The organism is Rhodanobacter sp. FW106-PBR-R2A-2-24 (assembly GCF_058789615.1).
In genome coordinates this window covers 1,121,520-1,147,293 of sequence record NZ_JBYTBV010000002.1, presented here as the reverse complement: position 1 = coordinate 1,147,293, position 25,774 = coordinate 1,121,520, and the positions used below count along the sequence as shown (strand labels likewise).

Here is a 25,774-nt window from a genome sequence, read left to right as displayed (position 1 = left end):
TCAATGTCCGTGCGGGCCTTCCAGGCCCTGGGCAAACATCAGGCGGAAGCCGCGCTTGAGCTGCGCATCGCGCGCCTTCTCCAGCGCGGCCATGGCCGCGTCACGCTCCAGGAACTGCTCGCGCTTGAGCATGGCCTTGCCGCCTTGCGTGCCCGACTCGCGGTACAGCGTCCAGCCACCCAGGAGATCCTGTTCCAGCACGATCTGGACGTAGCGTGGCGGCTCGGCGTTGCCGGGCAGATTTTGCAGGTAGAGGCGCATGGGGCGAGGCGTTGGGCGTGAGCCGGTTCGCACAGTTTACAGGGGCGGCCACGGCTTTGTAGGCGCGCACGGAGTGCGCTCCTGTTCTGGTGCCGGGTTGGGGCAAAAGCGTTCGCGCACGAAGTGCGCTCCTACGCAGACGCGGTGGCTTCGCGCAATGTGGCCAGCACCTCGGCCTCGGCCACGCCGCTCACGATCTCCGCCTTGCCGATGCCGCGCCACAGGATCAGCCGCAGCGTGTCGGCGGTGTTCTTCTTGTCCAGCCGCATCAGGGCGAGCAGTTGCCGCGGATCGAAGCCCGCCGGCACGGTGGTGGGCAGGCCCAGCGTGTCGAGCAGGCGCTGCAGACGCGCGGTGTCGGCGGCGGTGCTCATGCCGAGCTGCGCGGACAGCCGCGCCGCGAGCAGCATGCCCACGGCCACGCCTTCGCCGTGCAGCAGCGTGGTGTAACGGCCGGCGGTTTCCAGCGCGTGGCCGAAAGTGTGGCCGAAGTTGAGCAGGGCGCGCTCGCCCTGTTCGGTTTCGTCGCGCGCCACCACGCCGGCCTTGTAGGCCACCTTGCGCGCGATGGCTTCGATCACGGCGTCGTCGTCGCGCGCCGCCAGCACATCGGCGTGCGCTTCCAGCCAGGCGAAGAAGGGTGCGTCGCTGATCGCCGCGCCCTTGACGACTTCGGCCAGGCCGGCGCGGAACTCGCGCTCGGGCAAGGTGGCCAGCGTGTCGATATCAGCCACCACGGCGCGCGGCTGGTGGAAGGCGCCGGCGAGGTTCTTGCCGGCCGGCAGGTTGACGCCGGTCTTGCCACCGACCGAGGAGTCGACCATCGCCAGCAGAGTGGTCGGCATCTGGATGAAGTCGATGCCGCGCATCCAGCACGCCGCGCTGAAGCCGGCCAGGTCGCCGACCACGCCGCCGCCCAGCGCGAGCACGCAGGCGTCGCGGGTGGCGCCGAGTTTCGCCAGCGCTTCCAGCACGCGTTCCACGTTGGCGAAACTCTTGTGCGCCTCGCCGTCGTCGAGCAGGAAGCTGGACCAGTGCAGGCCATCCAGCCCTTGTGCCACGCGTTCGAGGTACAGCGGCGCTACCGTGGTGTTGCTCACCACCAGCACATGCTTGCCGCGCAGGCGCGCGCGCCAGCGCGCGGTGTCGAGCAGCAGGCCGCGGCCGATCCAGACCGGATAGCTGCGCGTGCCAAGGGTGACGTCGATGGTGGCGATGGCGGAGTTCATGCGGTGGCCGTGGAGATGGGCGCCGGGGGGCGTTGCCAGTGGCGATCCAGCAGCGCAATGGCCTGGTTGCCCATCGCGGTGGCGCCGTGGATGGCGGGCAGGGCAAGATCGGCACAGGCCTGGTACAACGGCTCGCGGACCGCCGCCATGGCGGCGAGTGCGGCGCGGCGATCCCCGCCGGCCAGCAGCGGGCGCGAGCCGTCGCGCGCCAGGCGTTCCAGCTGCTGCTCGATGTCGACTTGCACCCACAACACGTAGCCGTGCGCGGCCAGTTGCTGGCGATTGCCCGCGTCGAGCACGGCGCCGGCGCCGGTGGCGATCAGCACGTTGTCGCGCGCGGCATGGGCGGCCAGCAGGGTGCTTTCGCGGTGGCGGAAGCCGGATTCGCCCTCGAGGTCGAAGATGGTGGCGATACCGGTGCCGGTGTGGCGCTCGATCTCGCGGTCGAGATCCACCAGCGCAAGTCCATAATGCGCGGCGAGGCGCCGCCCCAGCGAGGTCTTGCCCGCGCCGGTGGGGCCGATCAGGAACAGGTTGCGCGAGGGATTCATCCCGCCACTTTAACAGGAGACGTTTGGATGGCTGAACGCATCGTGCTGGCTGGTTGCGGCGACCTTGGCCTGCGCGTGGCCGCGCGGCTGCTGGCGGCGGGCGACGAGGTGTGGGCGCTGCGGCGCAGCCCGCCACGCGAGGCTCCGCCCGGCCTGCACTGGCTGGGCGGCGACCTCACCGCACCGGCCACGCTGGAGGGCTTGCCGCGCGACGTCCACCGCGTGGTGTACCTGCCGGCACCCGATATGCGCGACCGGGTGACGTACCGCGCGCTGTTCGTGGACGGCTTGCGCCACCTGCTGGAGGCGCTGGATGGGCGCGCACTGCGGCAAGTGCTGCTGGTGTCCTCCAGTGCGGTGTACGGCGAGCACGATGGCGGCTGGGTGGATGAGACGACCCCGCCCGCACCACTGGGCTTCAACGGCACGCTGCTGCTGGAGACCGAGCAGTGGCTGGCTGCGCAGGCGGTGCCCGCCACCGTGCTGCGCCTCGCCGGCTTGTACGGGCCGGGGCGGCTGCAATTGATCGAACGCCTGCGCGCCGGCGCCGCGCGCGTGCCGCGCGGGACGCCGCACTGGGCCAATCGCATCCACGTGGACGATGCGGTGGCGGCCATCGTGCACCTGTTGCGCCTGCCTGCGCCCGCGCCCCTGTACCTGGGCGTGGACGACACGCCGCTGCCACTGGATGAGTTGTACGACGTGCTTGCCCGCCTGATCGACGCGTCGCCGCCAGGCGCTGGCCCGGCGCCGGTCGGCGTGGGCAGCAAGCGGCTCTGCAACACTCGCCTGCGCGCCAGCGGCTGGGTGCCCGCGTGGCCGGATGCCCGCGCCGGGTACGCGGCTTTGCTGGATACTTGAGATCCCATCACGGCGGAGCAGCAGGCATGGCAATTCCCCACGGCATGGTCACCACCGGCAACGAACTGCACGGTTACAACATCAATCGCACCCTGGGCATCGTGCGCGGCATCACCGTGCGCTCGCGCTCGGTGGTGGGCAATATCGGCGCCGCCTTGCAGACCCTGGTGGGCGGCAACATCACCATCTATACCGAGCTATGCGAGAAGGCGCGCGAGGAAGCCTTCGAGCTGATGCTGCAGCACGCCGCCGCGATGGGCGCGAATGCGGTGATCGGCATGCGCTACGACGCCAACGACGTGGCCGAGGGCGTCACCGAAGTGCTGAGTTATGGCACCGCGGTGCAGGTGGTGCCGGCGTAGCGGGTCGTGCGGCGACCTGCTACGCGCGATCCGCGGGTGGATGGCGCGCGGGTCAATCGCCTTGGTGATAGACCCGCGGAGCCCGGTTCAGCCTCACCGGGACGGGCGAGCCGGGAAAGTGCAGGAAGCACTTTTCCGGCACCAGGCAAGGCGGTGGTTGTATTTCGCCGTGCACCGAACTTTCTCCCAGCGCCTCTCCCGGAGGGAGAGGAGAAGGGCACGTCACGCGTGCGTGAGCCCCGTCATGTGCCGCGCGTCGTCGTACTCCACCACGCTGTCGGCGAGCGCGGGCAAGGTGGCCAGGGCGTGCCGGCTCAAGCGCTCGAAGTGTTCGAGGAAGCGCGTCAGGGTGGCGGCGTCCATCGCCAGCGGGGCGCGACGTTCCAGGAGTTCCTGTTCGGTCTGGCCGCGCCAGTGGCGCACGACTTCCCAGCCGGGCGCCTGCAGCACCACCAGCGCGTCGAACTTGCGCCACAGCGGCTGATAGCCGCGCAACTGCTTGTTGACCCAGTGACGCCAGCTGCCGTCGGCGTCCTCATCGTGCTCCAGCGCGTTGATGGGATCTTCCAGCGCGGCCTGCACCTGCGGGCGGATGCCCAGTGCCCAGCCTTCCACGATCACCAACTGCGGCGGATGGGTGGCGCGCGACCAGCGCGAGGGCGGCATGCGCGTGTCGCGGCCCTTGTCGAAGCGCGGCCAGGCCACCGGCAACCGCTCCGAGGCCTGCGGCAGCGCGGCCAGCACGGAGAGCAGCAGCTCGATCTCGTGCGTGCCGGGCACGCCGCGCGTGCGCAGGAGCGGGTGGATCTGCTGCGCCATCAGCTCGCGCTCGCTGCGCGAGTAGTAGAAGTCGTCCAGCGAGAGGATCTCGGTGGGCCAGCCACGTGCCTCGGCCTGCGCCTTCATTTCTCGCGCCAGCGTGCTCTTGCCGCTGCCCTGCAGGCCGGACAGACCGATGATGTAGGGGCGTCTGGAGCGCGCGATACGCCCCGCGTATTGATCCAGCAGGTGCCCGGCCAGCAAGGCATTGGGCGCGGCGAGGCGCGGCTTGGGCGCGCTCATCGCTGTCCTTCCGCTTCGGGCGGGCGCAGGCGGCCGTGGACACGGGCGGGATGGGGGATTGGGTTAAGATGCGCTGGTTTCATCCGTCACATGATGGCGCGAGCGCGCCACGATTCAAGGAAAAAGTTTCCCCGCCATGCTGAGCCCCGAAATCCTGCAGACTTTCCGGCAGTTGCTGGAGGAGGCCCAGGCCTCCAGCGAGCCCGAACCCACGGCGATGAACCTGGCCAGCGTGGATGCCGACGGCCGACCGGCCTCGCGCATCGTGCTGCTGAAGGGGGTGGACGAGCGCGGGTTCCGCTTCCACACCAACTACGACAGCGACAAGGGCAGCCAACTGGTGGCGCACCCGCAGGTGGCGTTGTGCTTCCACTGGAAGCAACTGCGCGCCGGCGTGCAGGTGCGCGTGGAGGGTGCGGCGCGCAAGCTGCAGCCGGAGGAATCCGACGCCTACTTCGCTACCCGTCCGCGCGGCAGTCAGATCGGCGCCTGGGCCTCGCTGCAGTCGCAGAGCCTGCCGAGCCGGCAGGCCTTCGACGAGCGAGTGGCGCGCTACGAGCACGAGTTCGAGGGCCGCGACGTACCGCGCCCACCGCACTGGGGCGGCTTCCTGGTGGAGCCGGACATGCTGGAGTTCTGGTACGGCGCGACGTTCCGTCTGCACGAGCGCGTGCGCTGGAGCCGCCACGGCCAGACCTGGACGCACCGCCTGCTGTATCCCTGAGCCCGCGGCAGGCGCCGGTTCAGTGCCCGCGCCCGTGGAACTGCCCTCGGCCCACGCTGATGGAGAAGCCGACGCTGCCCTTGGGGTCGTCGCAGTCGCCCAGGTTCCTGGTCACGCCGACCGCGCCGGTCTGGTAACTGCCGCTCAGGTGGTTGCCGGCCATCACGCCCATGCCCACGCTGCCGTGCACCTGCGCCTGGTTGTAGCTGGCGTCGTTGCAAGGCTGCGCGCGGGCGTCGCGCTCGCCGGTGTCGCTCATGCGGCCGCTGGTGTCGCCGTAGTACGCGCCGGGTGCGCTGCTGGCGGGCTTGGCGCTGCTCGCGCTGGTGGCGGGCAGGCTGGATGGCGGCAGGTCGCTGGCCGGCAGTTTGAGATTCAGCGGCTGGCTGGCGTTTTGCGCCCATGCCGCTGGGGCGAGAAGCGTGGCCAGCAGGGCGGAAAGAAGACGTGGGGCGTTCATGCATGCTCCGGGGTTGTCGCGTAACCAACGCGCAGAGCCGCGTCGGCGTGTACATCCCGATGTTGGAACGGTGGCGTGGCCACAAGTTCAGTCATCGCCAGTGGTAGAAGCCCGCTGGCGGGCGATGCCTTTGCTCTGATGGATCAGGACAGGCGTATCGCCCGCCAGCGGGCTTCTACCGGGGCCGGTTCACTTCAACCGCTGGTTTCGATCCGTTCGACGTGGCGCAGGCCGCGCGGCAAGAGGTTGCCGCGGGTGGCGCGGTTGCCACCGTATTCCACCAGATCCGCCCATTTCAAGGTGAGCTTGCGTGCGCCGGCATACAGTGTCACCTCGCCCTTGCCTTCGGCGACCACGGCGATGCCCACCACGCGCTCACCTTCGGCCAGCTGCTTCTTCGGCACTTCGATCAGCTTGTTGCCCTTGCCCTTGTCCAGCTCGGGCAGCTCGGCCACCGAGAACATCAGCAGGTGGCCTTCCGTGGTGACCGCCACGATGCGGTCGCGCGCCGGGTCGACGCTGGCCTGCGGCGTCAGCACCTTCGCCCCGTCGCTCAAGCTGATGATTTGCTTGCCCGCCTTGTTGCGCCCGGTGAGCGCCTCGAAGCGGGTGACGAAGCCGTAGCCGTAGTCGGTGGCCAGCACCAGGCGGGTGTCGTTGTCGCCGGCGGTGAGCGCATCGAAGCTGGCGCCGGCGGGTGGGCTGAAGCGGCCGGTGAGCGGCTCGCCGTTGCCGCGCGCCGAGGGCAGGGTGTGCGCCGGTGTGGAGTAGGCACGGCCGGTGGCGTCGATCACCGCGATCTGCTGGGTGGTGCGCGCCTTCACCGCGGCGAGCAGGCCGTCGCCCTCGCGGTAGTTCAGGCCTTCGGCATCCACGTCGTGGCCCTTGGCGGCGCGAATCCAGCCCATCTTCGACAACACCACGGTGACCGGCTCGCTGGCCACCAGCGCGCTCTCGTCCAGCGCCTGCGCGGCCGCGCGCTCCACCAGCGGCGAGCGGCGGGCGTCGCCGTATTTCTCGGCATCGGCGCGCAGCTCGTCCTTGATGAGGCTCTTGAGCTTGGCGGGCGATTTCAGCAGCACGTTGATGCGCGCGCGCTCCTCTTCGAGCTGGTCGCGCTCGGCGTTGATCTTCATCTCCTCCAGCCGCGCCAACTGGCGCAGGCGGGTTTCGAGGATGTAGTCGGTCTGCTCTTCGCTCAAGGCGAAGCGTGCCATCAGCACGGGTTTGGGCTCGTCCTCGGTGCGCACGATGCGGATGACTTCATCCAGGTTGAGGTAGGCGATGCGCAGGCCTTCCAGCAGGTGCAGGCGACGCTCGACCTTGGCGAGGCGATGATTCAAGCGGCGCGTCACCGTGGAGGTGCGGAAGGCCAGCCATTCGCCGAGGATCTTCTTCAGATCTTTCACCTGCGGGCGGCCGTCCAGACCAATCATGTTGAGGTTGACGCGGAAGCTCTTTTCCAGATCCGTGGTGGCGAACAGATGCGGCATCAGCTCGTCGGCGTCGACGCGCGAGGAGCGCGGCACCAGCACCAGGCGGATCGGGTTCTCGTGGTCGGACTCGTCGCGCAGGTCCTCGATCATCGGCAGCTTCTTCGCGCGCATCTGCGCGGCGATCTGTTCGAGGATCTTGGACGGGCTGACCTGGTGCGGCAGCGCGGTGATGACGATGTTGCCTTCCTCGCGCTGGAACACCGCGCGGGCGCGCACCGAACCGGTGCCGTGCTGGTACATCGCCAGCAGCTCGGCGCGCGGGGTGATGATCTCCGCCTCGGTGGGATAGTCCGGCCCCAGCACGTGCTCGCACAGCTGCGCCACCGTGGCCTCGGGTTCGTCCAGCAGGCGGATACAGGCCGTGACCAGCTCGCGCAGGTTGTGCGGCGGGATGTCGGTGGCCATGCCCACCGCAATGCCCATCGAACCGTTGAGCAGCACATGCGGCACGCGCGCCGGCAGCCAACTGGGTTCTTCCAGCGTACCGTCGAAGTTCGGCACCCAGTCCACCGTGCCCTGGCCCAGTTCGCCCAGCAGCGCCTCGGCGATCGGGCTGAGCTTGGATTCGGTGTAGCGCATCGCCGCGAAGCTTTTCGGGTCGTCCGGCGAGCCGAAGTTGCCCTGGCCGTCGACCAGCGGGTAGCGGTACGAGAACGGCTGCGCCATCAGCACCATCGCCTCGTAGCACGAGCTGTCGCCATGCGGATGGAACTTGCCGATTACGTCGCCGATGGTGCGCGCGGATTTCTTGGGCTTCGCGCTGGCGGCCAGCCCCAGCTCGCTCATCGCGTAGATGATGCGCCGCTGCACCGGCTTCAACCCGTCGCCCACGAAGGGCAGCGCGCGATCCAGCACCACGTACATCGAGTAATCGAGATAGGCCCGCTCGGCGTATTCCTTCAGCGGGATCTGTTCGTAATTGGCTTGCAGGTTCATGCGGTGACGTCAACAGGCGCGCGCGTCGCGCGGATAGCCGGACGATGGTGCCAGATCGGGAGGGTGGGGGACAGCTTGACGGCGGTGCACCGGCCGATCCCCGACCACCGACGGCACCGCTGGATGAGGTCTCCGGGCGCGGTTCGCACCCTGCTCCGAGCCAGCCACACCGGCTCAACAAGGCCAGCTGAGGAGATGCCGTCTGACACAGGTTGCCGCCGGCTCGCACTGGCGCCACGCATCACATCTTCACTGAAAGCCCCGCCGTCGGCAGCGGCCTGGAGGCCCAGCGCAGAAGCCTCATGCGCATGGGTTGACGGGGAAGTCTCCCGGGAATCGTCAGGTCTTTGCCTGCTTTGAGCGGGACACCAGCTGCCCCTTGCGGAGTAGGCGCTCGGAACGCATGACATGCAGGATAAAGACCTTATGCCCGTCATGACGATAGAAGACGCGGCATGGTGGCTCCACAATCTGCCGGTAGCGTGATTTCCCGAGTTCTTGCGGTCGGCCACCACTTTCAGGATGGTCGGCAAGTTGGCCAACGTGGTTGAAGATGCGCTTGACCAGTTCTGAGGCAGCTACCGGGTTTTCAAGAGCGATGTAGTCCGCAATGGCGTCCAGGTCAGCCAATGCCGGCTCAGACCAGACTATCCCAACCATCTGGCGAGGCGCTTCTTGGCTTGGGTGTGTGTGGCCGTGCGCCCTTCGGCAAGAGCCTGCTCGCCACGCGCAATGCCCTCCAGGATGGTCATGCGCTGCTGCATGAGCTGGTAGGTTTCAACATCCAGCAGGTACGCGCTTGGCAGGCCATGCTGGGTGATGAGAATAGGCTGCTTGTCCCGCTCAATGTCCGAGAGGAGTTCGGTGGCCTGCCGCTTGAGGGTCGTGACGAGTTCGGTACGCATGAAGTGACACTAAAGTATCACTTCTGGGTGTGCAAGTGCCGCGGGGGCAAAGACTTGGCATCGGAGTTAAGCGGCGGCGCAGCCTTCCGCCTCGAATGGCAACACCGCCGCATGCCGTCTGACGCACGTTGCCGCCGGCTCGCACTGACGCCACACACCAAGCCGCCGCTGAAACCCCTCTTCCTCGCTCCTCCAAGCAGGGCCATCCATGGCCCTTCCCCGCGTCCGCAAGCGGGAGAGGGGAAATGGCGTGCGTCTCACCGAGGCACTCGCAACCCGCCCGGCACGCCATTCGGACTCAACACCAGTTGCCACAACTGATCCCGTCGGCTGCGGAACACGGCGGTGGAGGCGGCGAGGTAGTAGTGCCACATGCGCCGAAACCGCTCGTCGTAGCGCTTCGACAGCTCCGGCCAGGCGGCATCGAAATTCGCGCGCCAGGCGCTGAGGGTGCGGTCGTAGTCGGCGCCGAAGTTGTGCCAGTCCTCGACCACGAACAGATCCTCCAGTGCGGCGGCGACCTGGCTGGCGGCGGGGATCATCGAGTTGGGGAAGATGTATTTCTCGATCCACGGGTCGGTTTGCGCGGGTGCGCCGTTGCTGCCGATGCAGTGGAGCACGGAGAGGCCGTCGTCCTTGAGGCAGCGGCGTACCGTCTCGAAGTAGGCACGGTAGTTCTTGCCGCCGACGTGCTCGAACATGCCGATGGAATACACCACGTCGAAGGGCTCGTCGAGTTCGCGGTAGTCCTCGAGGCGAATCTCGATGGGTAATCCCTTGCACAGCGCGCGGGCGAATTCGGCCTGCTGCTCGGAGACGGTGATGCCCACGCCGGTGACGCCGTATTTCTCCGCGGCGTATTTCAGCGCTTCGCCCCAGCCGCAGCCGATGTCGAGCACGCGCTGGCCGGGCTTGAGCCGCAGCTTGCGGCAGACGAGGTCGAGCTTGGCGGCTTGCGCGTCGTCGAGCTTGTCGGCCTGCGCCCAGTAGCCGCAGGAGTACACCAGCCGCCGGCCCAGCATGGCGGCGAACAGGTCGTTGCCGAGGTCGTAGTGCACCTTGCCGACGTCGAAGGCGTGCGCGCCGCGCTGGCGATTGAGGTAGCGGGCGCGCAGGTGCGCCAGCGCGGTGCCCAGGGTGCGCATGTGTTCGTCCACGCGCGCATCGAGCAGGCGGGCGAAGAAGCCGGCGAGGTCGTCGGCGTCCCACCAGCCGTCCATGTAGGCCTCGCCCAAACCCAGCGAACCGTGGGCGAACACGCGCGCGTACAGGCGCTGGTCGTGCACCGCGAGGTCGGTGGGCGCGTCGCCGCCGATGCGGATGCCGGCCAGTGCGAGCAAGTCGCTTGCGCGCTGTTGCAGTGAGCCGCGGCGCATCGCGTTCACGCCTGCCCGAGGATGCCGAAGCGGGTCGGCGTGCGGGCGTAGACCAGGGGCACGCCGGCGGCGCGCACCAGTTGCAGCAGGGCGTCGGCCTCGTCCTCGCGCAGCAGGAATTCCACCTTCACCGGCAGGTCGTCGGCCAGCTCGAAGAAGGCCTCGTGGTGCAGCACGCCATGCCGGCCGAAGCCGGCGGTGGCGCGGAACACCGAGCCGCCGCCGAGCTTGTGCCGCTTGGCCAGCTGCAGCAGCCAATCCGACACCAGCAGGCCGTCGTGGCGGGCATGCAGGTGCATGAAGAAGCGCAGGTATACGCCGTCGATGCTCGTCTCTTGGCTCATGTCCGGGTCTCCTTGCTCAGGCGCGCAGCAGGCCGCGGGTCAGCGCGATGCCCACGATGGTCATGCCCAGCGTGCCCACCAGGTGCAGCAGCACGTGGCCGCCGAACCACAGGTATTGCTGGCGCAGCAGCAAGGTGTCGGCTTCGGCGGAAAAGGTCGAGAAGGTGGTGAGTCCACCGAGGAAGCCGGTGAGCGCGAACAGCCGCACTTCCGGGGGCAGCGCCTGGAAGTGTTCGAGCAGGCCCATCATGCAGCCCATGATGAAGCCGCCGAGCAGGTTGGCCGTCAGCGTGCCCAGCGGCACGGTGGGGAAGATCGGGTTGAGCGCGATGCCCAGCAGCCAGCGTATCCAGCAGCCGATGGCGCCGCCCAGGCCTACCGCGAGAAAGCCGTTGAAACTCACGTGTCGTGTCTCCTGTGCGCAGGGTGCGGCGACGACAGGCATCATCGGCTTCGGTGCGGCTGCACGTCGGCGGTTCGTTCCCTGGTGGAGGAACGGGAGGCATGCCATCTCCCTCGCGCCCACGCATGCTAGGAGCTTGGGCGGTGGAAACCAAGCAAGCGCGGCGCGAGCAAGTTCATGCGGCGTCGGGCGGCGCGGCGACCACGCCGCTGCGCACGCCCTGTGCCAGGCTGGGCGAGCGGTAGCCGGACGCGTGGCGCGCGTGCCACCACACCGACGCGTCCACCGTTTCGTTGACGCCGCCGCCGAGCACGCGGTCGAACGGCGGCTTGATGAGCCGATACAGGCCGCCCATGAATTCGCCGTAGGAATCGCGCGGTGTGCCCAGCCCGGCATCGGGCAGGGGGATGAAGGCCTGGCAGGCGAGGCCGGTGGCGGCGGCCTTGCCAAGCAGCCATGCCAGCGGCAGATCCGGCAGCGGGTCGGGCGCGCGGCCGTCGCCGTCGTGGTCGTAGCCGCCGCCGACGTCGGCGTGCGCACCCACGAACCAGCGTTGCTCGACGTCGATTTGCGTGGTTTTCTTCGCGGTGGGCGATTCGCCGGGGGCGAGCGTGGCGGGGTTGCGCGTCCACTTGGCCGGCGCGAAATCGGCACGGTGCTCGTCCAGCGCCAGGGCCTGGTAGGCGTGCTTGACGATGCGGCTGAGCTCGGTGTCGTGGAACTGGTAGCGCGCACGGGCGAACGGAAACCACGAGGCGGTGTCCGGGATGCCCAGCGCGCCCACAGTGTCCCACACGCCGATGAAATGGACGTCCGTTTCGTTCGAGTGCGCGGCACGCCAGGCGACGGCCGCGTCGTCGCCTGGCTTGATCGTGGTGTCGCGGTAGAACGCGTAGGCGCTGGAGATCGCGGCGTTGTCGACGGTGCCGCCGGCGTCGTGGCGCAGCAAGCCGCACTTGCGGATCATCCCGCCGAGGCTGCGCGCGGTATAGGCGCCGCGGCTGAAGCCGAACAGCCAGATTTCGTCGCCGGGGCGCCACTGCGCGCACAGCCAGCGGTAGCCGTCCTGTACGTTGTCGGAGAGGCCGTAGCCGAACATGCCGCCGAGGAGGTGCTTGATCCCTGGCGCTACGCCGACGCCGGGCAGGTATTGGACGAGTTGCGGGGTGCCGGCGGCGTCATGCGGGACGATCAGCCGGCGCAGGCGTTCCACGTTGGTGTTCGACTCGGGCTTGTTCCAGGTACCGTCGAACAGGGCGACCAGTCTGCGCGTACCCATGCCGTTCTCCGTGGTGCGTGCGTAAGAGCCTGTTCAATATCTCCGCATAGCCCGCGCCGGTCCCGGCGCGGGCGCGGATCGCGTCACAACACCGGCGAGTCGTTGCCCAGCATCGCCTTGCGCACGATGGCGATGGGCGCGAAGCCCTGCTGCATGAAGGCGTCGTGGAAGCGTTCGAGGCTAAAATTCTTGCCCTGCTGCTTCGCCACGTCGGCACGCAGCTGCTGGATCTCCAGCTTGCCCAGCGTGTAGTAGAGGTAGGTGGGGTCGCCGGTGCCGCGCTTGGTTTCCACCTCGCCCACGGTACGCGACTGGTAGCCTTCCTTGACAAAGAAATCCACCGCCTGCGCCATCGTCATCTGGCCGGTGTGCAGCTTGATGCCTACGATGAAGCGGGCGTTGCGCAGCAGGGCATCCTGCAGCTGGCCCAGGCGCAGCAGCAGTTGCTGGCGACGGTCGTGCGGATACAGGAATTGCGCCAGGCCTTCGTCCAGCATCATCTGTTCGCAGTAGTGCGCCCAGCCTTCCACGTTGGTGTTGGCGCCCAGCAGCTTGCGCACGCGGTCGTCGAGGCGGTGCATCCACAGGAACTGGATGTAGTGGCCGGGGTAGGCCTCGTGCGTGGCCACGCTGTTGATGACGGGGTAGCTGAACTGCGCCATGAATTCGGCGGTGTGCTGCTTGTCCCACGACGGCTCGGGCAAGGTGACGTTGAAGTAGGCCTCTTTCGCCACCGTCTCGTAGGGCCCGGGCGTGTCCATCGAGGCGAAGGTGGTGGCGCGCATGAAGGGCGGCGTCTCCTCCACGATGGGGCGCACGTCGGAGGGCACCGTGATGATGTGCCTGGCGCGGATGAAGGCGACCAACTGGTCGAGGCTGCCGCGGAAGGTGGCCAGCAGCTGATCCGGCGCGGGATGGTCGGCGGCCAGCTCGGCCAGCACCTGCTGTGGCGTCTTCGTCGGGTCGAGCTCGTGCGCCACCTTGGCGAACTGCTGCTGGTTGGCGCGCATGTTGGCGGTGTCGATGGCGAGCAGCCGGTCCAGCGGCAAGGTGACCATCTCGTCGTACTTCAGCTTGTCGCGGTAGGCCTGCGCGCCGATGCGGAAGTCGCCGTGCGAGCGCGGCAGCAGGTCGCTCTGCAGCCAGTGCTGGTAATCCTTGAGCGACTGGATGACGGCGCCGTTGCTGGCGGTGAACTGCTGCTTGAGATCCGCGTCGGCGACGTCGGCGAAGGCGGCGGGCACGTCGCGCTCGAAGAAGCTCACCAGGCCGGGCAGTTGCTCCAGCGCGATCTGGGTGTAGATCTTCGGCGGGTCGACGAGGTTCTTGCGTGCCTCGGCCAGCACGGCCGGCATCAGCTTTTCGCGGGCGATCAGCGCGCGCAGACGGGTCTCCGGCGGCGCGAACTTGCGCTCCATCAGGGTGAACGCGCTGCTGGTGATGCCGCTGGAATAGCTGTCGGGGTTCTTCTGCCACGGCTTGATGGTTTCCAGCGTGAGCAGGGTGCTGCGGATGTTGTCCAGCACCAGCGTGCGGTCGCCCTGCACGTAGCCGCTGAGCGCCTTCGGGTCGACCGCGGCGATCTTCGCTTCCCAAGCCTTGAGCGCCTTGACGTCGGCATCCACGCCGGCGCGCGAGTAGTCCTCCAGCTTGGCGTCCCAGGCGTGCAGGCCGTCGACGGTGGCGGTGCTGGGGTTGGTGGGGAAGTAGTAATCGTCGAAGTAGTGGTCGGCCAGTTGCCGGAAGGCCTGGTCGGCAGCCGAGCTGCTGGCGCCCGTGGTGGTCGGCGCGGTGGCGGCCTGGTCGGCCAGCGCACTGCTGGCCAGGGGCAGGGCGAGGGCACCGGCGAGCGCGCAGGCCATGGCCCTGCGGGTGAGCGTCTGCAGCATCGTGGGTTCTCCGTGGTGGGGCGGTGCACGGAGACTAGCGCAGCGTGGCGTGGCACGCATTCGCGCGCGGATTAGAGTCGCGCGGCAAGCTCGCGCGCGACGTCCGCCGGGCCGAGGTCGTAGGCGGCGATCACGTGGTTGCCCGGGCCGTAGGGGCCCCATTCGTCGGCGCGGGTGGTGGTGAAGATGCCCAGCGTGGGCGCGCGCGCGGCGCAGGCCAGGTGCATGATGCCGCAGTCCAGGCTCAGATAGCCGTCCAGATGGGCCAGCACGCTGCCGAGCTGACGCAGGTCGGTGGAGAAATAGCTGGGGTAGCGCGAGCCCAGCATGGAGCGGCCGTTCATCGGCACGATCTCCACCAGCCGGCAATCCGGGCGCAGTTGTTCCAGCGTGGCCAGCAGCGGGTTCCACCAGTCGCCGCCCAGCAGCTTGGGGCCGGTGGCGTTGGCGAACACGCCGACGACCTTGCGCTGTTCCGGTTTGGCGGGTGCCGCGGCCAGCACGCGCTGCAACACCTGCTCGCCGCGTGCCAGTTCGGCGGGGTCGAGGCGGATGTCCGGCGTCGGGTAGTCGACGTCCGACGCGGCGCCCAGTGCCTGGCGCAGCAGGTACACCGGGCGCTGGCCCTTGCTCTGCACGTGCTCGGGCACGGCGACCGCGTGGGTCACGCTGCCGCTCTTCTTCGGCCCGCTGAAACCCAGCGTCCAGCTGGCGCGTGCCTTCAGCAGCAGCAGGCGGCCGGTCTGCGATTGCGGGTCGACATCGATGGCGAGGTCGTAATGCGCCCGGCGCATGCCACGGTAGGCGCGCAGCCACTGGATGGGGTGACCGAAGCCGTGCGCGGGCATCTGGAATACCCGGCTGACGCGGTCGTAGTGGCCGTAGAGCGCTTGCCCGATCTGGCTGCGCGTGATGATGTCGATTTCGGCGCCGGGATACGTCGCCTCCAGCTCCTGCAGCAGCGGCGTGAGCAGCAGCGCGTTGCCCAGCGTGTGGCTGATGTGGCAGATCAGGATGCGGTGGATGCCGCGGCGCGGCAGGGGTTCGCGACTGGGCTGGGCGGGTTGGCCCAGCACGAGACGCATCAGGCCGCGCGCGGCACGGCGGCGGAGGTGGTCAAGGTCGAAGGAGGCGGTGTTGGCCACGGCGAGTCTGCGGATGGGTGGGGTCAGTCGACAGCGACGGGGGCGGTCGGCGTGCCGTTGGCGGCGAGCAGGCCGCGTTCGAACAGCCAGCAGCGCGCGTTCTCGGCGTCCTGCTCGAACCAGGCGCGGGTGGAGCCGAGCCGGAAGCTGTAGCCCCAGGCGTCCATGTCGGTCATCAGGCGCGCGCGGCCCACGCCGGGCAGCGCGTCGGCCAGCACGATCTGCAGGTAGCAGGTGGCGTCTTCCTCCGGCACGGAATCGGTGGCGTCGGTGTGCACCTGCGCGCGGCGTTCCGGCGGCAGCACGATCAGGTGGCAGGCCTCGTGCAGCAGCGAGTGCACCGGCGTGTCGGCGCGGGCGTAGACGTGGCAGCCGATGATGCCGGCCTCGTCATCGCCCCAGTAGCTGCCGGGGATGGGCGCAGCGTCGGCCACGCGGTGCAGGGCGAGGCCGTAGCGGGCGAGCAGCGCAGTGGGCGCGGCTGCGTCGATGTCGGCCAGGCGCAGCACGCTGGGGACGGTGGAGGTATCGGGCATCGGCGGTGGTCACCCCGTGTGGCGGGGCGGCGTGGGCTCAGGTGGCGGGCGCGGCGGCGGGCTGCTTGCCTTCGGGCAATGCCACGGAGAGTTCCAGCACCTCGTGGCCGCTGTCGCGTTCCACGTTGATGTTGATGGCCTCGATCTCGACGTGCACGTATTTCTTGATGACTTCGAGCAGTTCGTTGCGCAGCAGCGGCAGGTAGTCCGGCGCGCCGCGGTTGGAACGCTCCTGCGCCACGATGATGCGCAGGCGCTCCTTGGCGAGTCCCGCGGTGGGCTCGGGTCGGCGCTTCAGGAAGTCGAGAATGCCCATCGTGTCAGCCTCCGAACACGCGTTGCAGGAAACCTTTTTTGGGGACGTCGAGGAAACGCATGGCGCGCTCTTCGCCGAGGATGCGCGCCACGGTGTCGTGGTAGGCCTGGCCGGCGTTGGAGGCGGCATCGAGGATCACCGGCACGCCGGAGTTGGAGGCGGCCAGCACCTGCTCGGATTCCGGGATCACGCCCACCACGCCGATGCCGAGGATGTCCTCGACGTCCTTCACGCTCAGCATGTCGCCGTTGGCCACGCGCGCGGGGTTGTAGCGGGTCAGCAGCAAGTGCTGGGTGATCGGCGTCTCGCCGCGTTCGGCGCGGCGGGTCTTGCTGGACAGCAGGCCGAGGATGCGGTCGGAGTCGCGCACCGAGGAGACTTCGGGATTCACCACCACCACCGCGTGGTCGGCGAAGTACATGGCCAGGTGCGCGCCTTTCTCGATGCCGGCGGGCGAGTCGCATACGATGTAGTCGAAGCCGTCCTCGGACAGGCCGTCGAGCACCTTCTCCACGCCTTCCTGGGTGAGGGCGTCCTTGTCGCGGGTCTGGCTGGCGGCCAGCACGAACAGGTTGTCGTGGCGTTTGTCCTTGATCAGCGACTGCTTCAGCGTGGCCTCGCCGTGCACGACGTTGACGAAGTCATACACCACGCGGCGCTCGCAGCCCATGATGAGGTCGAGGTTGCGCAGGCCGACGTCGAAGTCGATCACGGCGACCTTCTTGCCGGCGATGGCGAGGCCGGTGGCGAGCGAGGCGCTGGTCGTGGTCTTGCCGACGCCGCCCTTGCCCGAGGTGACAACAATGATTTCAGCAGTCAAGGAACCATCTCCCGGGTACGTTCTTGTCGTTGTGTGTGCCGCGCCTGCGACCGGCTACAGCCGGGCCAGCAGAAGTTTTTCGCCTTCCAGCCAGCATCGCACGGATTGGCCTTCGAGGTCTTTGGGAATCTGTTCGAACACGCGGTAATGGCCGGCGATGGCTACCAGCTCGGCGCGGAAATCGTGCACGTAGATGCGTGCGTTGGCGTCGCCCTGGGCGCCGGCCATGGCGCGGCCGCGCAGGCCGCCGTAGATGTGCACATCGCCATCGGCGATGGCCTCGGCGCCATTGGCGACGCCGCCGGTGACCACCAGGTCGCCGGCGCGGGCGTAGACCTGCTGGCCCGAGCGCACGGTGCCGTCGTGGTGCAGGGTGCCCGCGGCGGGCATGACCGGCTCGACGGGGCGCTCCTCACGGTGCGCCACCACGGCGGGCGCCGTGGCGGGTTCGGCCGTGACGTGGCCGCGGGCCGGTTCGTAGGCGGCGCGGAACTTGGCGATCAGCGGCAACCCCATGCGTTTGGCCAGGGCTTCGGTTTCGCTGGTGCCGTAGGCCAGCCCCACCGGCAGCATGCCGGCGCTGCGCACGGCTTCCAGCAGGGCGTCCACCGTGCCGTCGTCGGGCAGCTCGGACAAGTGACTCAGATCCAGCACCACGGCGGCGCGGGCGAACATCTGCGGCGCGCTGTGCACGCGGCGTTCCAGCTCTTCGTACAGGACGGCGGCGTCGGCACGGCGCACGCGCACGCAGGCCAGGCCCACCTGGCCGAAGCGCAGGTCGCAGGCATCGACGACTTCCGGATTGGCGCTCACAGGCCACGCTCCCCGACCAGCCGACGCGCGTCGGGTGCCGGCGGACGCCGGCGTTCGGCCAGCCATGGCACGTCCGGCAGGCGGTCGCCGTAGGTCTCGTGCACGTAGGTGTAACTGGGCAGTTCCCTGGCCAGCAGGCTCACCAGGCGACCCTGCGGACCCATGCGCTGCTGGCCCACTTCCTGGAAGCCATAGGTGCCGTGGAACAGCACGGCGACGTCATTGCGTGGCTCCAGAAACACTTCGCAGGCAAGCAGGGGCACGCGCACCTCGGCATAGCTGGTGACGTCGCAGTAGAAGATGCGGCCCAGGCCGTGGCGGCGGTAGGCGTTGGCGATCACGATGCGATCGATGTAGGCGAAGGCGGCGTAATGGTCGGCGAACCAGCGGTAGTTGGGGCTGGCGTAGTCGCAGCCTTCGCGCAGGGCAATCAGGAAACCGGCGAGATGGCCGTCGATCTCGGCCACGCGGAAATACTCGGCCTGTGCGAAGAAATAACGCAGCTGCGCGGCGTCCAGCGCGAGGATGGACTGACCGGCGGCGTTGTTCAGGGCCAGCACGGCGTCGAGGTCGTGCTCGGTGACGTCGCGGATGGCGAGGGCCATGCGTTGCTCCGCAAGGGTGGGACGGTTCCGCAGGCGCTGAAGCACCACGCGGCAACGACGCATTATGGCATGCGGCGGCGGGCGGTACACCTCGCGTTGCCGCATGTAAAAGCTTTGTAAGCAGACCATGCCTTCTGGCAGGGGTGACTTCCCGCGCATTGCGCGCGCCACGCGCCTGGCCAATCATGCACGGCATGACATGGATGAATTTCAGCCATATCCGCCTGCTGCGCTACACGGGGTTGTTCACCTGCGTGTGCGTGTCGCTGCCGCTGCTGCAACTGTTGCCCAACAGTTGGGGCGTGCGCGTGGGTGTGCGCTCGCCCGAGCTGTGCCTGATCTCCGATATCGTCTTCGCGTTGACCTATCTCGCGCTGACCAGCCGTGCGGGCATGACCGCCGAGGGCTGGCGCGCGATGGTGGTGCGCCTGCTGGGGCTGCTGGTGCTCACCGGCTCGGCGCTGGTGATGGGCTGGGCCAGCCGCAGCGGCCTGTCGGCGATGCTGATGGTGGTGATTTCGGTGGTGCTGCCATGGCAGTTGCCCACGCTGGCGGGGCTGCTGTGGATGCTCGGGCAGAATCTGCTGCAGGTGCCGCTGATCGCCAGCTACAAGGGCTGGACGCTGGGCACCGCGCTGCTTCAGGTGTGCATGTACCTGGGCATCTGCGCGTTGGCCTTCATCGCGTCGCTGGTGGCCAGCCGGCAGGCCGAGGAGCGTGAGGCGCAGCGGCGGCTCAATGCCGAATTGCGCGCCACCCGCGCGCTGCTGGCCGAGTCCACCCGCATCGCCGAACGCATGCGCATCGCGCGCGAACTGCATGATTTGATCGGCCACCATCTCACGGCGCTCAGCCTGAACCTCGAGGTGGCCAGTCACGTCTGCAACGAAGAAGCGCTCGTGCACGTGCGCAAGGCGCAGGCCACGGCCAAGCTGCTGCTGGCGGACGTGCGCGAGGCGGTGAGCGAGCTGCGCCAGGACGACGCCATCGACCTCACCCAGGCGCTGCGCAGCCTGGTCGAGGGTGTGCCCGGCCTGACCGTGCACATCAACATGCCGCCGCGCTTCAGTGTGGAAGACCCGCGTCGCGCCCAGGTGCTGCTGCGCTGCGCGCAGGAGATCATCACCAACACTGCCAAGCATGCCGGCGCGCGCAACCTGTGGCTGACCTTTGCCTGGGCCGGGCCCAGCCTGCTGGGCCTGCATGCGCGCGACGATGGCCGTGGCGCCCTGTTGCCCGAAGCCGGCAACGGCTTGTCGGGCATGCGCGAGCGGTTGGCTGAGTTCGGTGGCAGCTTGGTGCTGGAAACGGCGCCGGGTGAGGGCTTTGCACTCACCTTGCGGCTGCCGCTGGGCGAGCGCAGCGCGCTGGCGCACGCGCCATCGCGGGTCGAACCGTCCGCGCTGAGGATGGGCTGATGTGTGTCGCGCATGGGTTCGCATGGCTGGCGCATGCCAGAATGCGACGGTTCGCGTGTTGCCCGGTTTCCCCTGCTGCCGGTCGGTTGGCCGGTTCGACAATCGCCGCGAGGGCTTGCGATGATTTCCGTTTGTCTCGTTGACGACCAGACCCTGGTGCGCCAGGGCGTCCGTTCGCTGCTCGACCTGGCGCCGGATATCCGCGTGGTGGCCGAGTGCGCCGATGGCGCGCAGGCGGTGGCCGATATCCCCCGCGTGCAACCCGACGTGGTGCTGCTCGACCTGCGCATGCCCAACATGAGCGGGCTGGAGGTGCTGCAGGCGCTTGGCGCACGTGGCGTGCTGCCACCCACGATCATCCTCACCACGTTCGACGACGACCAGCTGGTGCTGCAGGGGCTCAAGGCCGGCGCGCGCGGTTATCTGCTGAAAGATGTCTCGCTGGAGCAGTTGGTGGAGGCCGTGCGCACGGTGGCCGCGGGCGGTTCGCTGGTGGCGCCGATGGTCACCCAGCGGCTGCTGGCCGGGGTGGGGCGCATGCAGAATCAGTTCACCAGCCTGGAACAGCCCGACCCGCTGACCGAGCGTGAGACGGAGATCCTGCGCCTGCTCTCCGGCGGCTACTCCAACAAGGAGATCGCCAACTCGCTGAAGGTGGCCGAGGGCACGGTGAAGAACCATGTCTCCAACATCCTCTCCAAGCTGGGCGTGCGCGACCGCACCCGCGCGGTGCTCAAGGCGCTGGAAATGGGCATCGTCTGATCCGCTGCGCCCGGCATGCGCCATGCGCGGGCGGATGCTGCAACGCGGCGTCGATCGGGACGCAGGAAGCCAGTTGCGGCAAGGGTTTGCAGCCGTTCCCCAGCCGATGGCGTTCCGGCCTTCGAGCAAGTAACATCAGGCCCTTCGGCGCAAGCCGACCCCCGGCCACTCCCCGTGATCGAGCCGTTGACTGGTTCGTGCGATGGCCGGATACCACCTGAGTACCGCGTACAGACGCTCGGAGACCTTGGAATGATGCGTGTTCGTGTTCTTGAATTTCTCGTGGCGCTGGCCATCGTCATCGGCCTCGGCGTGCTGGCTGCGGTGATCATGCCGGGCAGCGGCCATATCGAGCGCTCGCTGGTGGTGGGCAAGGACATGCGCCAGGTCTACGACGTGCTCGACAACTTCCGTCGCTTGCCCGAGTACTCGGTGCTGGGCAGCTACGACAAGCAGATCAAGTACAACTATGTCGGCAAGGCCTTCGGCCCCGGCGCCGAGATCAGCTGGATCAGCACCGACCCGCGCGTGGGCAACGGTTCGCTCACCATCGACAGCGCCACGCCCGATTTCGACAAGATCGACGGCACCGTCAAGAGCGCCAAGATCGTCTGGGATCTGGACAACGTCTGGAAGGGCTACAACAAGCAGTTCACCCTGGATCTGGAGCGCCAGGGCAACCGCAACCAGCTCACCAACGTCACCTGGTCGTATGACGTGGCCTATGGCTGGAACCTCTACAACCGCTTCGCCAACCTCTATATCCACGGCGATCCCGACTCCTTCATCGAGTTCGGCCTGAACAGCCTGCAGAACGTGCTGGCCTCGGTGCCGAACGTCGACTACGGCCAGCTGATCCCGTACATCCGCCAGACCGATCCGGCGCCGGTGCTGCTGGTGCCCGCGCAGATCCAGCGCAAGGACGGCATCGAGGGTCTGAACGACACCATCAACAAGGCGGTGGCGCAGATCCAGGCCACGGCGAAGACCCTGGGCGTCAACATCACCGGCCCGCGCATCGTCTTCACCACCAATTACGGTGACACCACCTACAGTTTCGACGTGGCGATGCCGATCGACTCCAGCACGGTCAACGTCAACGGCCAGACCCAGCAGCTCACCGCTGCCACGCCGCCGGCGATGGGTACTTCGGCCGACGACAGCAGCTCCGATGCGGCCGCGCAGCCTGCGCTGAAGCCCGGCGACCACGACAAGTTCGGTCGCCTGGCGATTGACGGTAACGTGCGTGCCACGCTGGCCTTCGGCGGCTCCGCGCTTGAGGGCGTGTGGGACGGCACCGCCGCCGGCGTCCCGCCGACGCGCGACATGCTGAAGGCCTACGCGCTCACCCACGGTTACAAGTTCGACGACGTGGTGAATCGCAGCTACGACATCCAGATCAAGCCCGAAGTGAAGGATGCCCAGGGCAACATCACCAGCTACGCCGAGTACAACGTCTACCTGCCGGTCACCAACGCGCCGGAGCAGACCCCGGAGCAGAACGCCGGCATCAAGCAGCCGACCCAGCAGGAAGACAACGCTGCGGTGGGCGATGCGCCGGTGGCGGCCAGTACGGCGGCGGCTCCGGCAGCGGCGTCTGAAGCCAAGCCGGCACCAGCCAAGCACGAGGCGAAGCGCGAAGCCAAGCGCACCGGCAAGCACAAGCGCTGAAACCGGTTGCATCGAACTTTGAAAGGCCCTTCCCCGGAAGGGCCTTTCGTTTTTTCGACTGCCGTAATCACTGTGCCGCCGCGCAACTGGCGGCCTGTTCGGCGCTGGCCGGAGCGCCACGGACGCGGCCGGCGTTGGACACCACGACCACCAGCGCTTGTTCCGGATGGCCGCGACGGCAGATGCGCCAGGTGTTGGTCGAGCCGCCGGCACTGCCGTCGCCACGAAAGCGTATGGAGTGCCGCCCGGCATCACCCAGTACGACGATGTGCGCATAGGCGCCGCCGGTGCGCAGTACCGTCGCGGGCTGACCCGCATGCGTCGGGTCGCGGGCAAGCAGCCAGCCGCCTTCCCAGCGGGCTTCATCGCTGCAGTGCGTGCCGTCGCGGCTGGGGCAGAACAGGGCTGGCCTGCCGCCGATGGCGGCGGTTGCGCGCGCGTGCTGCAGTGCCGAGATGAAGTCCATCTGTGCTGTCTGAACTTCATGGCGTGCCTGCATCTGCGACAGCGCCGGCATGGCAACGACGGCCAGCACGCCCATCACGGCCACCGCCATGATCTGCTCGATCAGGGTGACGCCGGCTTGCCGGTGCGGACGATGGCGGAACCGGTGTGTGGCCATGATGCACCCCTGCGTGGAGAGGCGACCATGCTAGGCAGGCGGCAACGCTCGGCCTGCCGGCCAGCCACGGCGCCCTGTGTCGGGTGGCGCCGACACGGGGCGTCGGTTGCGACGATCTACAATGCGGGCTTGCACTTGCAGATCGTCCGTCATGACCGACCGTTTTGAACTCGTTGCGCCCTACCAGCCTGCCGGCGACCAGCCAGAGGCGATCCGCCGCCTCAGCGAGGGCTTCGAGTCGGGCCTGGCCGCGCAGACCCTGCTCGGCGTCACCGGCTCGGGCAAGACCTACACCATCGCCAACGTAATCGAGCGCGTGCAGCGGCCCACCATCGTGATGGCGCCGAACAAGACGCTGGCGGCGCAGCTGTACGGCGAGTTCCGCGAGTTCTTTCCGCACAACGCGGTGGAGTATTTCGTCAGCTACTACGACTACTACCAGCCGGAGGCCTACGTGGTGGCCTCGGACACCTTCATCGAGAAGGATTCCTCGATCAACGAGCACATCGAGCAGATGCGCTTGGCGGCGACCAAGGCGCTGCTGTCGCGGCGCGACGCCATCATCGTGGCTTCGGTGTCGGCGATCTACGGCCTGGGCAACCCGGAGGATTACCTCTCGCTGCGCCTGATCCTCGCCAAGGGCGAGCGCATCGACCAGCGTAAGCTGATCCGCCAGCTCACCGAACTGCAGTACACGCGCAACGAGATGGAGCTGCGCCGCGGCAGCTATCGCGTGCGCGGCGAGATCATCGACGTGTTTCCGGCCGAATCGGAGACTGAGGCGCTGCGCATCGAGCTGTTCGACGGCGAGGTGGAGAACATGGCGCTGTTCGATCCACTCACCGGCGAGACGCTGCGCAAGGTGCCGCGCTACACGGTCTACCCGCGCACGCACTACGCTTCCACGCGCGCGAGCGTGCTGAATGCGATCGAGACGATCAAGCTGGAGCTCTCCGAGCGGCTGGAGCTGCTGTACAAGGAAAATCGCCTGCTCGAAGCGCAGCGACTGGAGCAGCGCACCCGCTTCGACATCGAGATGATGGCCGAGGTCGGCTACTGCCAGGGCATCGAGAACTACTCGCGCCACCTCACCCGGCGCGCACCGGGCGAGCCGCCGCCCACGCTGTTCGACTACCTGCCGGCCGATGGCCTGCTGGTGATCGACGAATCCCACGTTACCGTGCCGCAGCTGGGCGCCATGTACAAGGGCGACCGCTCGCGCAAGGAAACCCTGGTGGAATTCGGCTTCCGGCTGCCGTCGGCGCTGGACAACCGCCCGCTGCGCTTCGAGGAATGGGAAGCACGGGTGCCGCGCGCGATCTACGTCTCCGCCACGCCACGCGACTACGAATTGCAGAAATCCGGCGATGCCATCGTCGAGCTGGTGGTGCGCCCCACCGGCCTGCTCGATCCCGAGGTGGAAGTGCGTCCGGTACGGACCCAGGTGGACGACCTGCTGGGCGAGGCCAACCGGCGCATCGCCATGGGTGACCGCGTACTGATCACCACGCTCACCAAGCGCATGGCCGAGAAGCTCACCGAATACCTGGGCGAGCACGGCGTGAAGGTGCGCTACCTGCACTCGGACGTGGAGACGGTGGAGCGCAGCGAAATCATCCGCGACCTGCGCCTGGGCGAGTTCGACGTGCTGGTGGGCATCAACCTGCTGCGCGAAGGCCTGGACATGCCCGAGGTGTCGCTGGTGGCGATCCTCGACGCCGACAAGGAAGGCTTTCTGCGCTCCACCGGCTCGCTGATCCAGACCATCGGCCGCGCCGCGCGCAACGTGCGCGGCAAGGCCATCCTCTACGCCGACGAGATCACCCGCTCGATGCGGGCGGCGATGGACGAGACCGGTCGCCGCCGCGAGAAGCAGCTGGCCTACAACGCCGCCCACGGCATCACCCCCAGAACCGTGCAGCGACGCATCGCCGACATCATGGAAGGCGCGCGCAGCGAAGCGCCTGCGCGTGGCCGCGGTGGCAAGGGCAAGGTCCGGGCGGTGGCGGAGGATGCCGCCAACTACGCCGCGATGGACGCGGCCCAGGCCACCGCCGCAATCAAGAAGCTGGAGGCGCAGATGTATCAGCACGCCCAGAACCTGGAGTTCGAGGAGGCCGCTCGGCTGCGCGACCAGATCCACCAGCTGCGCGAACGGGCGCTGCGTTGAATATTCCGCTTGCCGGAAGCATGACCCTCGCCTATACTGCGCGGCTCGCGTGCCGCACACGGCTGCGAGTTGCGGGCGGTTAGCTCAGCGGTAGAGCACTACCTTGACATGGTAGGGGTCACAAGTTCGATCCTTGTACCGCCCACCAATACCGTCAAAACGGCGCGGCCCTTGGGTTCGCGCCGTTTTGTTTTCCGCCGCCGGAGCGTCGCGATGATCTATCTGTGGCTCAAGAGTTTCCACGTGCTGTTCGTGATCGCCTGGATGGCGACGGTGTTCTACCTGCCGCGCATCCTGGTGAACCTCGCCGAGGCGGGCGACGAGCCGGCGGTGAAGGCGCGGCTGCTCTTGATGGGGCGGCGGCTGTACAAGTTCGGCCACAACATGTTCGGCATCGCCTTCGTGTTCGGCCTGGCCTTGTGGGAGGGCTGGCGGCTGTGGCCGGTGGCGTTGCCGAATGTGGTGGCAGGCCGGCACTGGATCGATGCCAAGCTGACCCTGGTGGTGCTGTTGCTGGCCTATTTCGTGTGGGCGGGGCGCATGCTCAAGCGCAGCGAAAAGGGCGGCGCGCTGCCGTCGACGAAGGCGCTGCGCTGGCTCAACGAGTTGCCGGTGATGCTGTTGCTGGGCGTGATCTTCCTGGTACTGGCCAAGCCATTCTGAGGCGCGGAACCTTGACAGGTAGGATCCCGTTGGCGGGCGATGCTTGGCTTTGATGCATCAGAGCGGGAGCATCGCCCGCCAGCGGGCTCCTACCG

General features: G+C 68.0%; 28 protein-coding genes and 1 tRNA gene. 9 read left to right on the top strand and 20 right to left on the bottom strand.

What is annotated here, in order from left to right:
* From AC3WQA_RS06510 to AC3WQA_RS06500, 3 genes are all read right to left on the bottom strand, one after another.
* Window positions 1-261, bottom strand: coding sequence for a WGR domain-containing protein (locus AC3WQA_RS06510; RefSeq protein ID WP_492674255.1), 261 nt, complete (start codon window positions 259-261; stop codon window positions 1-3).
* Between the two features lie 131 nt (window positions 262-392).
* Window positions 393-1,490 carry a 3-dehydroquinate synthase gene (aroB, locus tag AC3WQA_RS06505; RefSeq protein ID WP_492674254.1) on the bottom strand — a complete coding sequence of 366 codons (1,098 nt, stop codon included), beginning with the start codon at window positions 1,488-1,490 and terminating at the stop codon, window positions 393-395.
* Window positions 1,487-2,041 (bottom strand): shikimate kinase, encoded by a 555-nt coding sequence (locus tag AC3WQA_RS06500; protein ID WP_492674253.1) that lies wholly within the window; start codon window positions 2,039-2,041, stop codon window positions 1,487-1,489. Before AC3WQA_RS06500 ends, aroB begins: the two co-directional genes overlap by 4 nt.
* Window positions 2,042-2,068: 27 nt before the next feature.
* On the opposite strand from AC3WQA_RS06500, the gene AC3WQA_RS06495 reads away from it, so the two are divergent.
* Together AC3WQA_RS06495 and AC3WQA_RS06490 are read left to right on the top strand one after the other, a co-directional pair.
* On the top strand, window positions 2,069-2,902 hold the full coding sequence (locus AC3WQA_RS06495) for an SDR family oxidoreductase (protein ID WP_492674252.1): 834 nt from the start codon (window positions 2,069-2,071) through the stop codon (window positions 2,900-2,902).
* 26 nt (window positions 2,903-2,928) lie between these two features.
* Window positions 2,929-3,264 carry a YbjQ family protein gene (locus tag AC3WQA_RS06490; protein WP_492674251.1) on the top strand — a complete coding sequence of 112 codons (336 nt, stop codon included), beginning with the start codon at window positions 2,929-2,931 and terminating at the stop codon, window positions 3,262-3,264.
* A 222-nt stretch (window positions 3,265-3,486) separates the two neighbouring features.
* Here AC3WQA_RS06490 and AC3WQA_RS06485 read toward each other — a convergent pair whose 3' ends face one another.
* On the bottom strand, window positions 3,487-4,326 hold the full coding sequence (locus AC3WQA_RS06485) for a kinase (RefSeq protein ID WP_492674250.1): 840 nt from the start codon (window positions 4,324-4,326) through the stop codon (window positions 3,487-3,489).
* A 136-nt stretch (window positions 4,327-4,462) separates the two neighbouring features.
* Here AC3WQA_RS06485 and pdxH point away from each other — a divergent pair, with 136 nt between their 5' ends.
* A complete protein-coding gene (gene pdxH, locus AC3WQA_RS06480) occupies window positions 4,463-5,050 on the top strand; it encodes a pyridoxamine 5'-phosphate oxidase (protein WP_492674249.1) in 588 nt (195 codons plus the stop codon).
* 19 nt (window positions 5,051-5,069) lie between these two features.
* Here pdxH and AC3WQA_RS06475 read toward each other — a convergent pair whose 3' ends face one another.
* The 15 genes from AC3WQA_RS06475 to AC3WQA_RS06405 form a co-directional block, all read right to left on the bottom strand.
* Entirely contained in the window at window positions 5,070-5,510 is a 441-nt protein-coding gene (locus tag AC3WQA_RS06475; RefSeq protein WP_492674248.1) for a hypothetical protein, read from the bottom strand.
* 194 nt (window positions 5,511-5,704) lie between these two features.
* Window positions 5,705-7,942 carry a DNA topoisomerase IV subunit A gene (gene parC, locus AC3WQA_RS06470; protein WP_492674247.1) on the bottom strand — a complete coding sequence of 746 codons (2,238 nt, stop codon included), beginning with the start codon at window positions 7,940-7,942 and terminating at the stop codon, window positions 5,705-5,707.
* A gap of 339 nt (window positions 7,943-8,281) precedes the next feature.
* Entirely contained in the window at window positions 8,282-8,602 is a 321-nt protein-coding gene (locus tag AC3WQA_RS06465; protein ID WP_492674246.1) for a type II toxin-antitoxin system RelE/ParE family toxin, read from the bottom strand.
* The gene (locus tag AC3WQA_RS06460) at window positions 8,590-8,847 is read right to left on the bottom strand and encodes a type II toxin-antitoxin system prevent-host-death family antitoxin (RefSeq protein WP_492674245.1); all 258 of its coding nucleotides are present in this window, start codon (window positions 8,845-8,847) and stop codon (window positions 8,590-8,592) included. Before AC3WQA_RS06460 ends, AC3WQA_RS06465 begins: the two co-directional genes overlap by 13 nt.
* Before the next feature lie 257 nt (window positions 8,848-9,104).
* Window positions 9,105-10,223 (bottom strand): cyclopropane fatty acyl phospholipid synthase, encoded by a 1,119-nt coding sequence (gene cfa, locus AC3WQA_RS06455; protein WP_492674244.1) that lies wholly within the window; start codon window positions 10,221-10,223, stop codon window positions 9,105-9,107.
* A gap of 5 nt (window positions 10,224-10,228) precedes the next feature.
* Window positions 10,229-10,567: a DUF190 domain-containing protein gene (locus AC3WQA_RS06450; protein ID WP_492674243.1), complete on the bottom strand. Its 339-nt coding sequence runs from the start codon at window positions 10,565-10,567 to the stop codon at window positions 10,229-10,231.
* Between the two features lie 16 nt (window positions 10,568-10,583).
* Complete coding sequence (gene crcB, locus AC3WQA_RS06445; protein ID WP_492674242.1) at window positions 10,584-10,970, bottom strand: fluoride efflux transporter CrcB; 387 nt, start codon at window positions 10,968-10,970, stop codon at window positions 10,584-10,586.
* A gap of 175 nt (window positions 10,971-11,145) precedes the next feature.
* Window positions 11,146-12,249, bottom strand: a complete 1,104-nt coding sequence (locus AC3WQA_RS06440; protein ID WP_492674241.1) for a T6SS phospholipase effector Tle1-like catalytic domain-containing protein — start codon at window positions 12,247-12,249, stop codon at window positions 11,146-11,148.
* A gap of 83 nt (window positions 12,250-12,332) precedes the next feature.
* Window positions 12,333-14,138, bottom strand: a complete 1,806-nt coding sequence (locus AC3WQA_RS06435; RefSeq protein WP_492674240.1) for a DUF885 domain-containing protein — start codon at window positions 14,136-14,138, stop codon at window positions 12,333-12,335.
* 71 nt (window positions 14,139-14,209) lie between these two features.
* The gene (locus AC3WQA_RS06430; protein ID WP_492674239.1) at window positions 14,210-15,283 is read right to left on the bottom strand and encodes a glycosyltransferase family 9 protein; all 1,074 of its coding nucleotides are present in this window, start codon (window positions 15,281-15,283) and stop codon (window positions 14,210-14,212) included.
* Window positions 15,284-15,306: 23 nt separating this feature from the next.
* The gene (locus AC3WQA_RS06425; protein ID WP_492674238.1) at window positions 15,307-15,819 is read right to left on the bottom strand and encodes a hypothetical protein; all 513 of its coding nucleotides are present in this window, start codon (window positions 15,817-15,819) and stop codon (window positions 15,307-15,309) included.
* Window positions 15,820-15,856: 37 nt separating this feature from the next.
* Entirely contained in the window at window positions 15,857-16,135 is a 279-nt protein-coding gene (gene minE, locus AC3WQA_RS06420) for a cell division topological specificity factor MinE (protein WP_492674237.1), read from the bottom strand.
* Window positions 16,136-16,139: 4 nt separating this feature from the next.
* Entirely contained in the window at window positions 16,140-16,955 is an 816-nt protein-coding gene (minD, locus tag AC3WQA_RS06415; protein ID WP_492674236.1) for a septum site-determining protein MinD, read from the bottom strand.
* A 54-nt stretch (window positions 16,956-17,009) separates the two neighbouring features.
* Window positions 17,010-17,768 carry a septum site-determining protein MinC gene (minC, locus tag AC3WQA_RS06410; protein ID WP_492674235.1) on the bottom strand — a complete coding sequence of 253 codons (759 nt, stop codon included), beginning with the start codon at window positions 17,766-17,768 and terminating at the stop codon, window positions 17,010-17,012.
* Window positions 17,765-18,373, bottom strand: coding sequence for a GNAT family N-acetyltransferase (locus AC3WQA_RS06405; RefSeq protein WP_492674234.1), 609 nt, complete (start codon window positions 18,371-18,373; stop codon window positions 17,765-17,767). Before AC3WQA_RS06405 ends, minC begins: the two co-directional genes overlap by 4 nt.
* A 194-nt stretch (window positions 18,374-18,567) precedes the next feature.
* Here AC3WQA_RS06405 and AC3WQA_RS06400 point away from each other — a divergent pair, with 194 nt between their 5' ends.
* The 3 genes from AC3WQA_RS06400 to AC3WQA_RS06390 all read left to right on the top strand — a co-directional run bounded on the left by AC3WQA_RS06400 (window position 18,568) and on the right by AC3WQA_RS06390 (window position 22,224).
* Window positions 18,568-19,791, top strand: coding sequence for a sensor histidine kinase (locus tag AC3WQA_RS06400; protein ID WP_492674233.1), 1,224 nt, complete (start codon window positions 18,568-18,570; stop codon window positions 19,789-19,791).
* Window positions 19,792-19,911: 120 nt separating this feature from the next.
* Complete coding sequence (locus AC3WQA_RS06395) at window positions 19,912-20,553, top strand: response regulator (protein ID WP_492674232.1); 642 nt, start codon at window positions 19,912-19,914, stop codon at window positions 20,551-20,553.
* A gap of 252 nt (window positions 20,554-20,805) precedes the next feature.
* Window positions 20,806-22,224 carry an SRPBCC family protein gene (locus tag AC3WQA_RS06390; RefSeq protein ID WP_492674231.1) on the top strand — a complete coding sequence of 473 codons (1,419 nt, stop codon included), beginning with the start codon at window positions 20,806-20,808 and terminating at the stop codon, window positions 22,222-22,224.
* 67 nt (window positions 22,225-22,291) lie between these two features.
* Here the strand turns inward: AC3WQA_RS06390 and AC3WQA_RS06385 are convergent, their stop codons facing one another.
* Window positions 22,292-22,846 carry a GspH/FimT family pseudopilin gene (locus AC3WQA_RS06385; RefSeq protein WP_492674230.1) on the bottom strand — a complete coding sequence of 185 codons (555 nt, stop codon included), beginning with the start codon at window positions 22,844-22,846 and terminating at the stop codon, window positions 22,292-22,294.
* A 151-nt stretch (window positions 22,847-22,997) separates the two neighbouring features.
* Between AC3WQA_RS06385 and uvrB the strand changes: the two genes are divergently transcribed.
* The 3 genes from uvrB to AC3WQA_RS06370 all read left to right on the top strand — a co-directional run bounded on the left by uvrB (window position 22,998) and on the right by AC3WQA_RS06370 (window position 25,679).
* Window positions 22,998-25,016 (top strand): excinuclease ABC subunit UvrB, encoded by a 2,019-nt coding sequence (gene uvrB, locus AC3WQA_RS06380; RefSeq protein WP_492674229.1) that lies wholly within the window; start codon window positions 22,998-23,000, stop codon window positions 25,014-25,016.
* Between the two features lie 73 nt (window positions 25,017-25,089).
* Window positions 25,090-25,164: transfer RNA gene (locus AC3WQA_RS06375), tRNA-Val, on the top strand.
* Between the two features lie 65 nt (window positions 25,165-25,229).
* Entirely contained in the window at window positions 25,230-25,679 is a 450-nt protein-coding gene (locus AC3WQA_RS06370) for a CopD family protein (protein WP_492674228.1), read from the top strand.
* The last annotated feature ends 95 nt before the right edge of the window (window positions 25,680-25,774 follow it).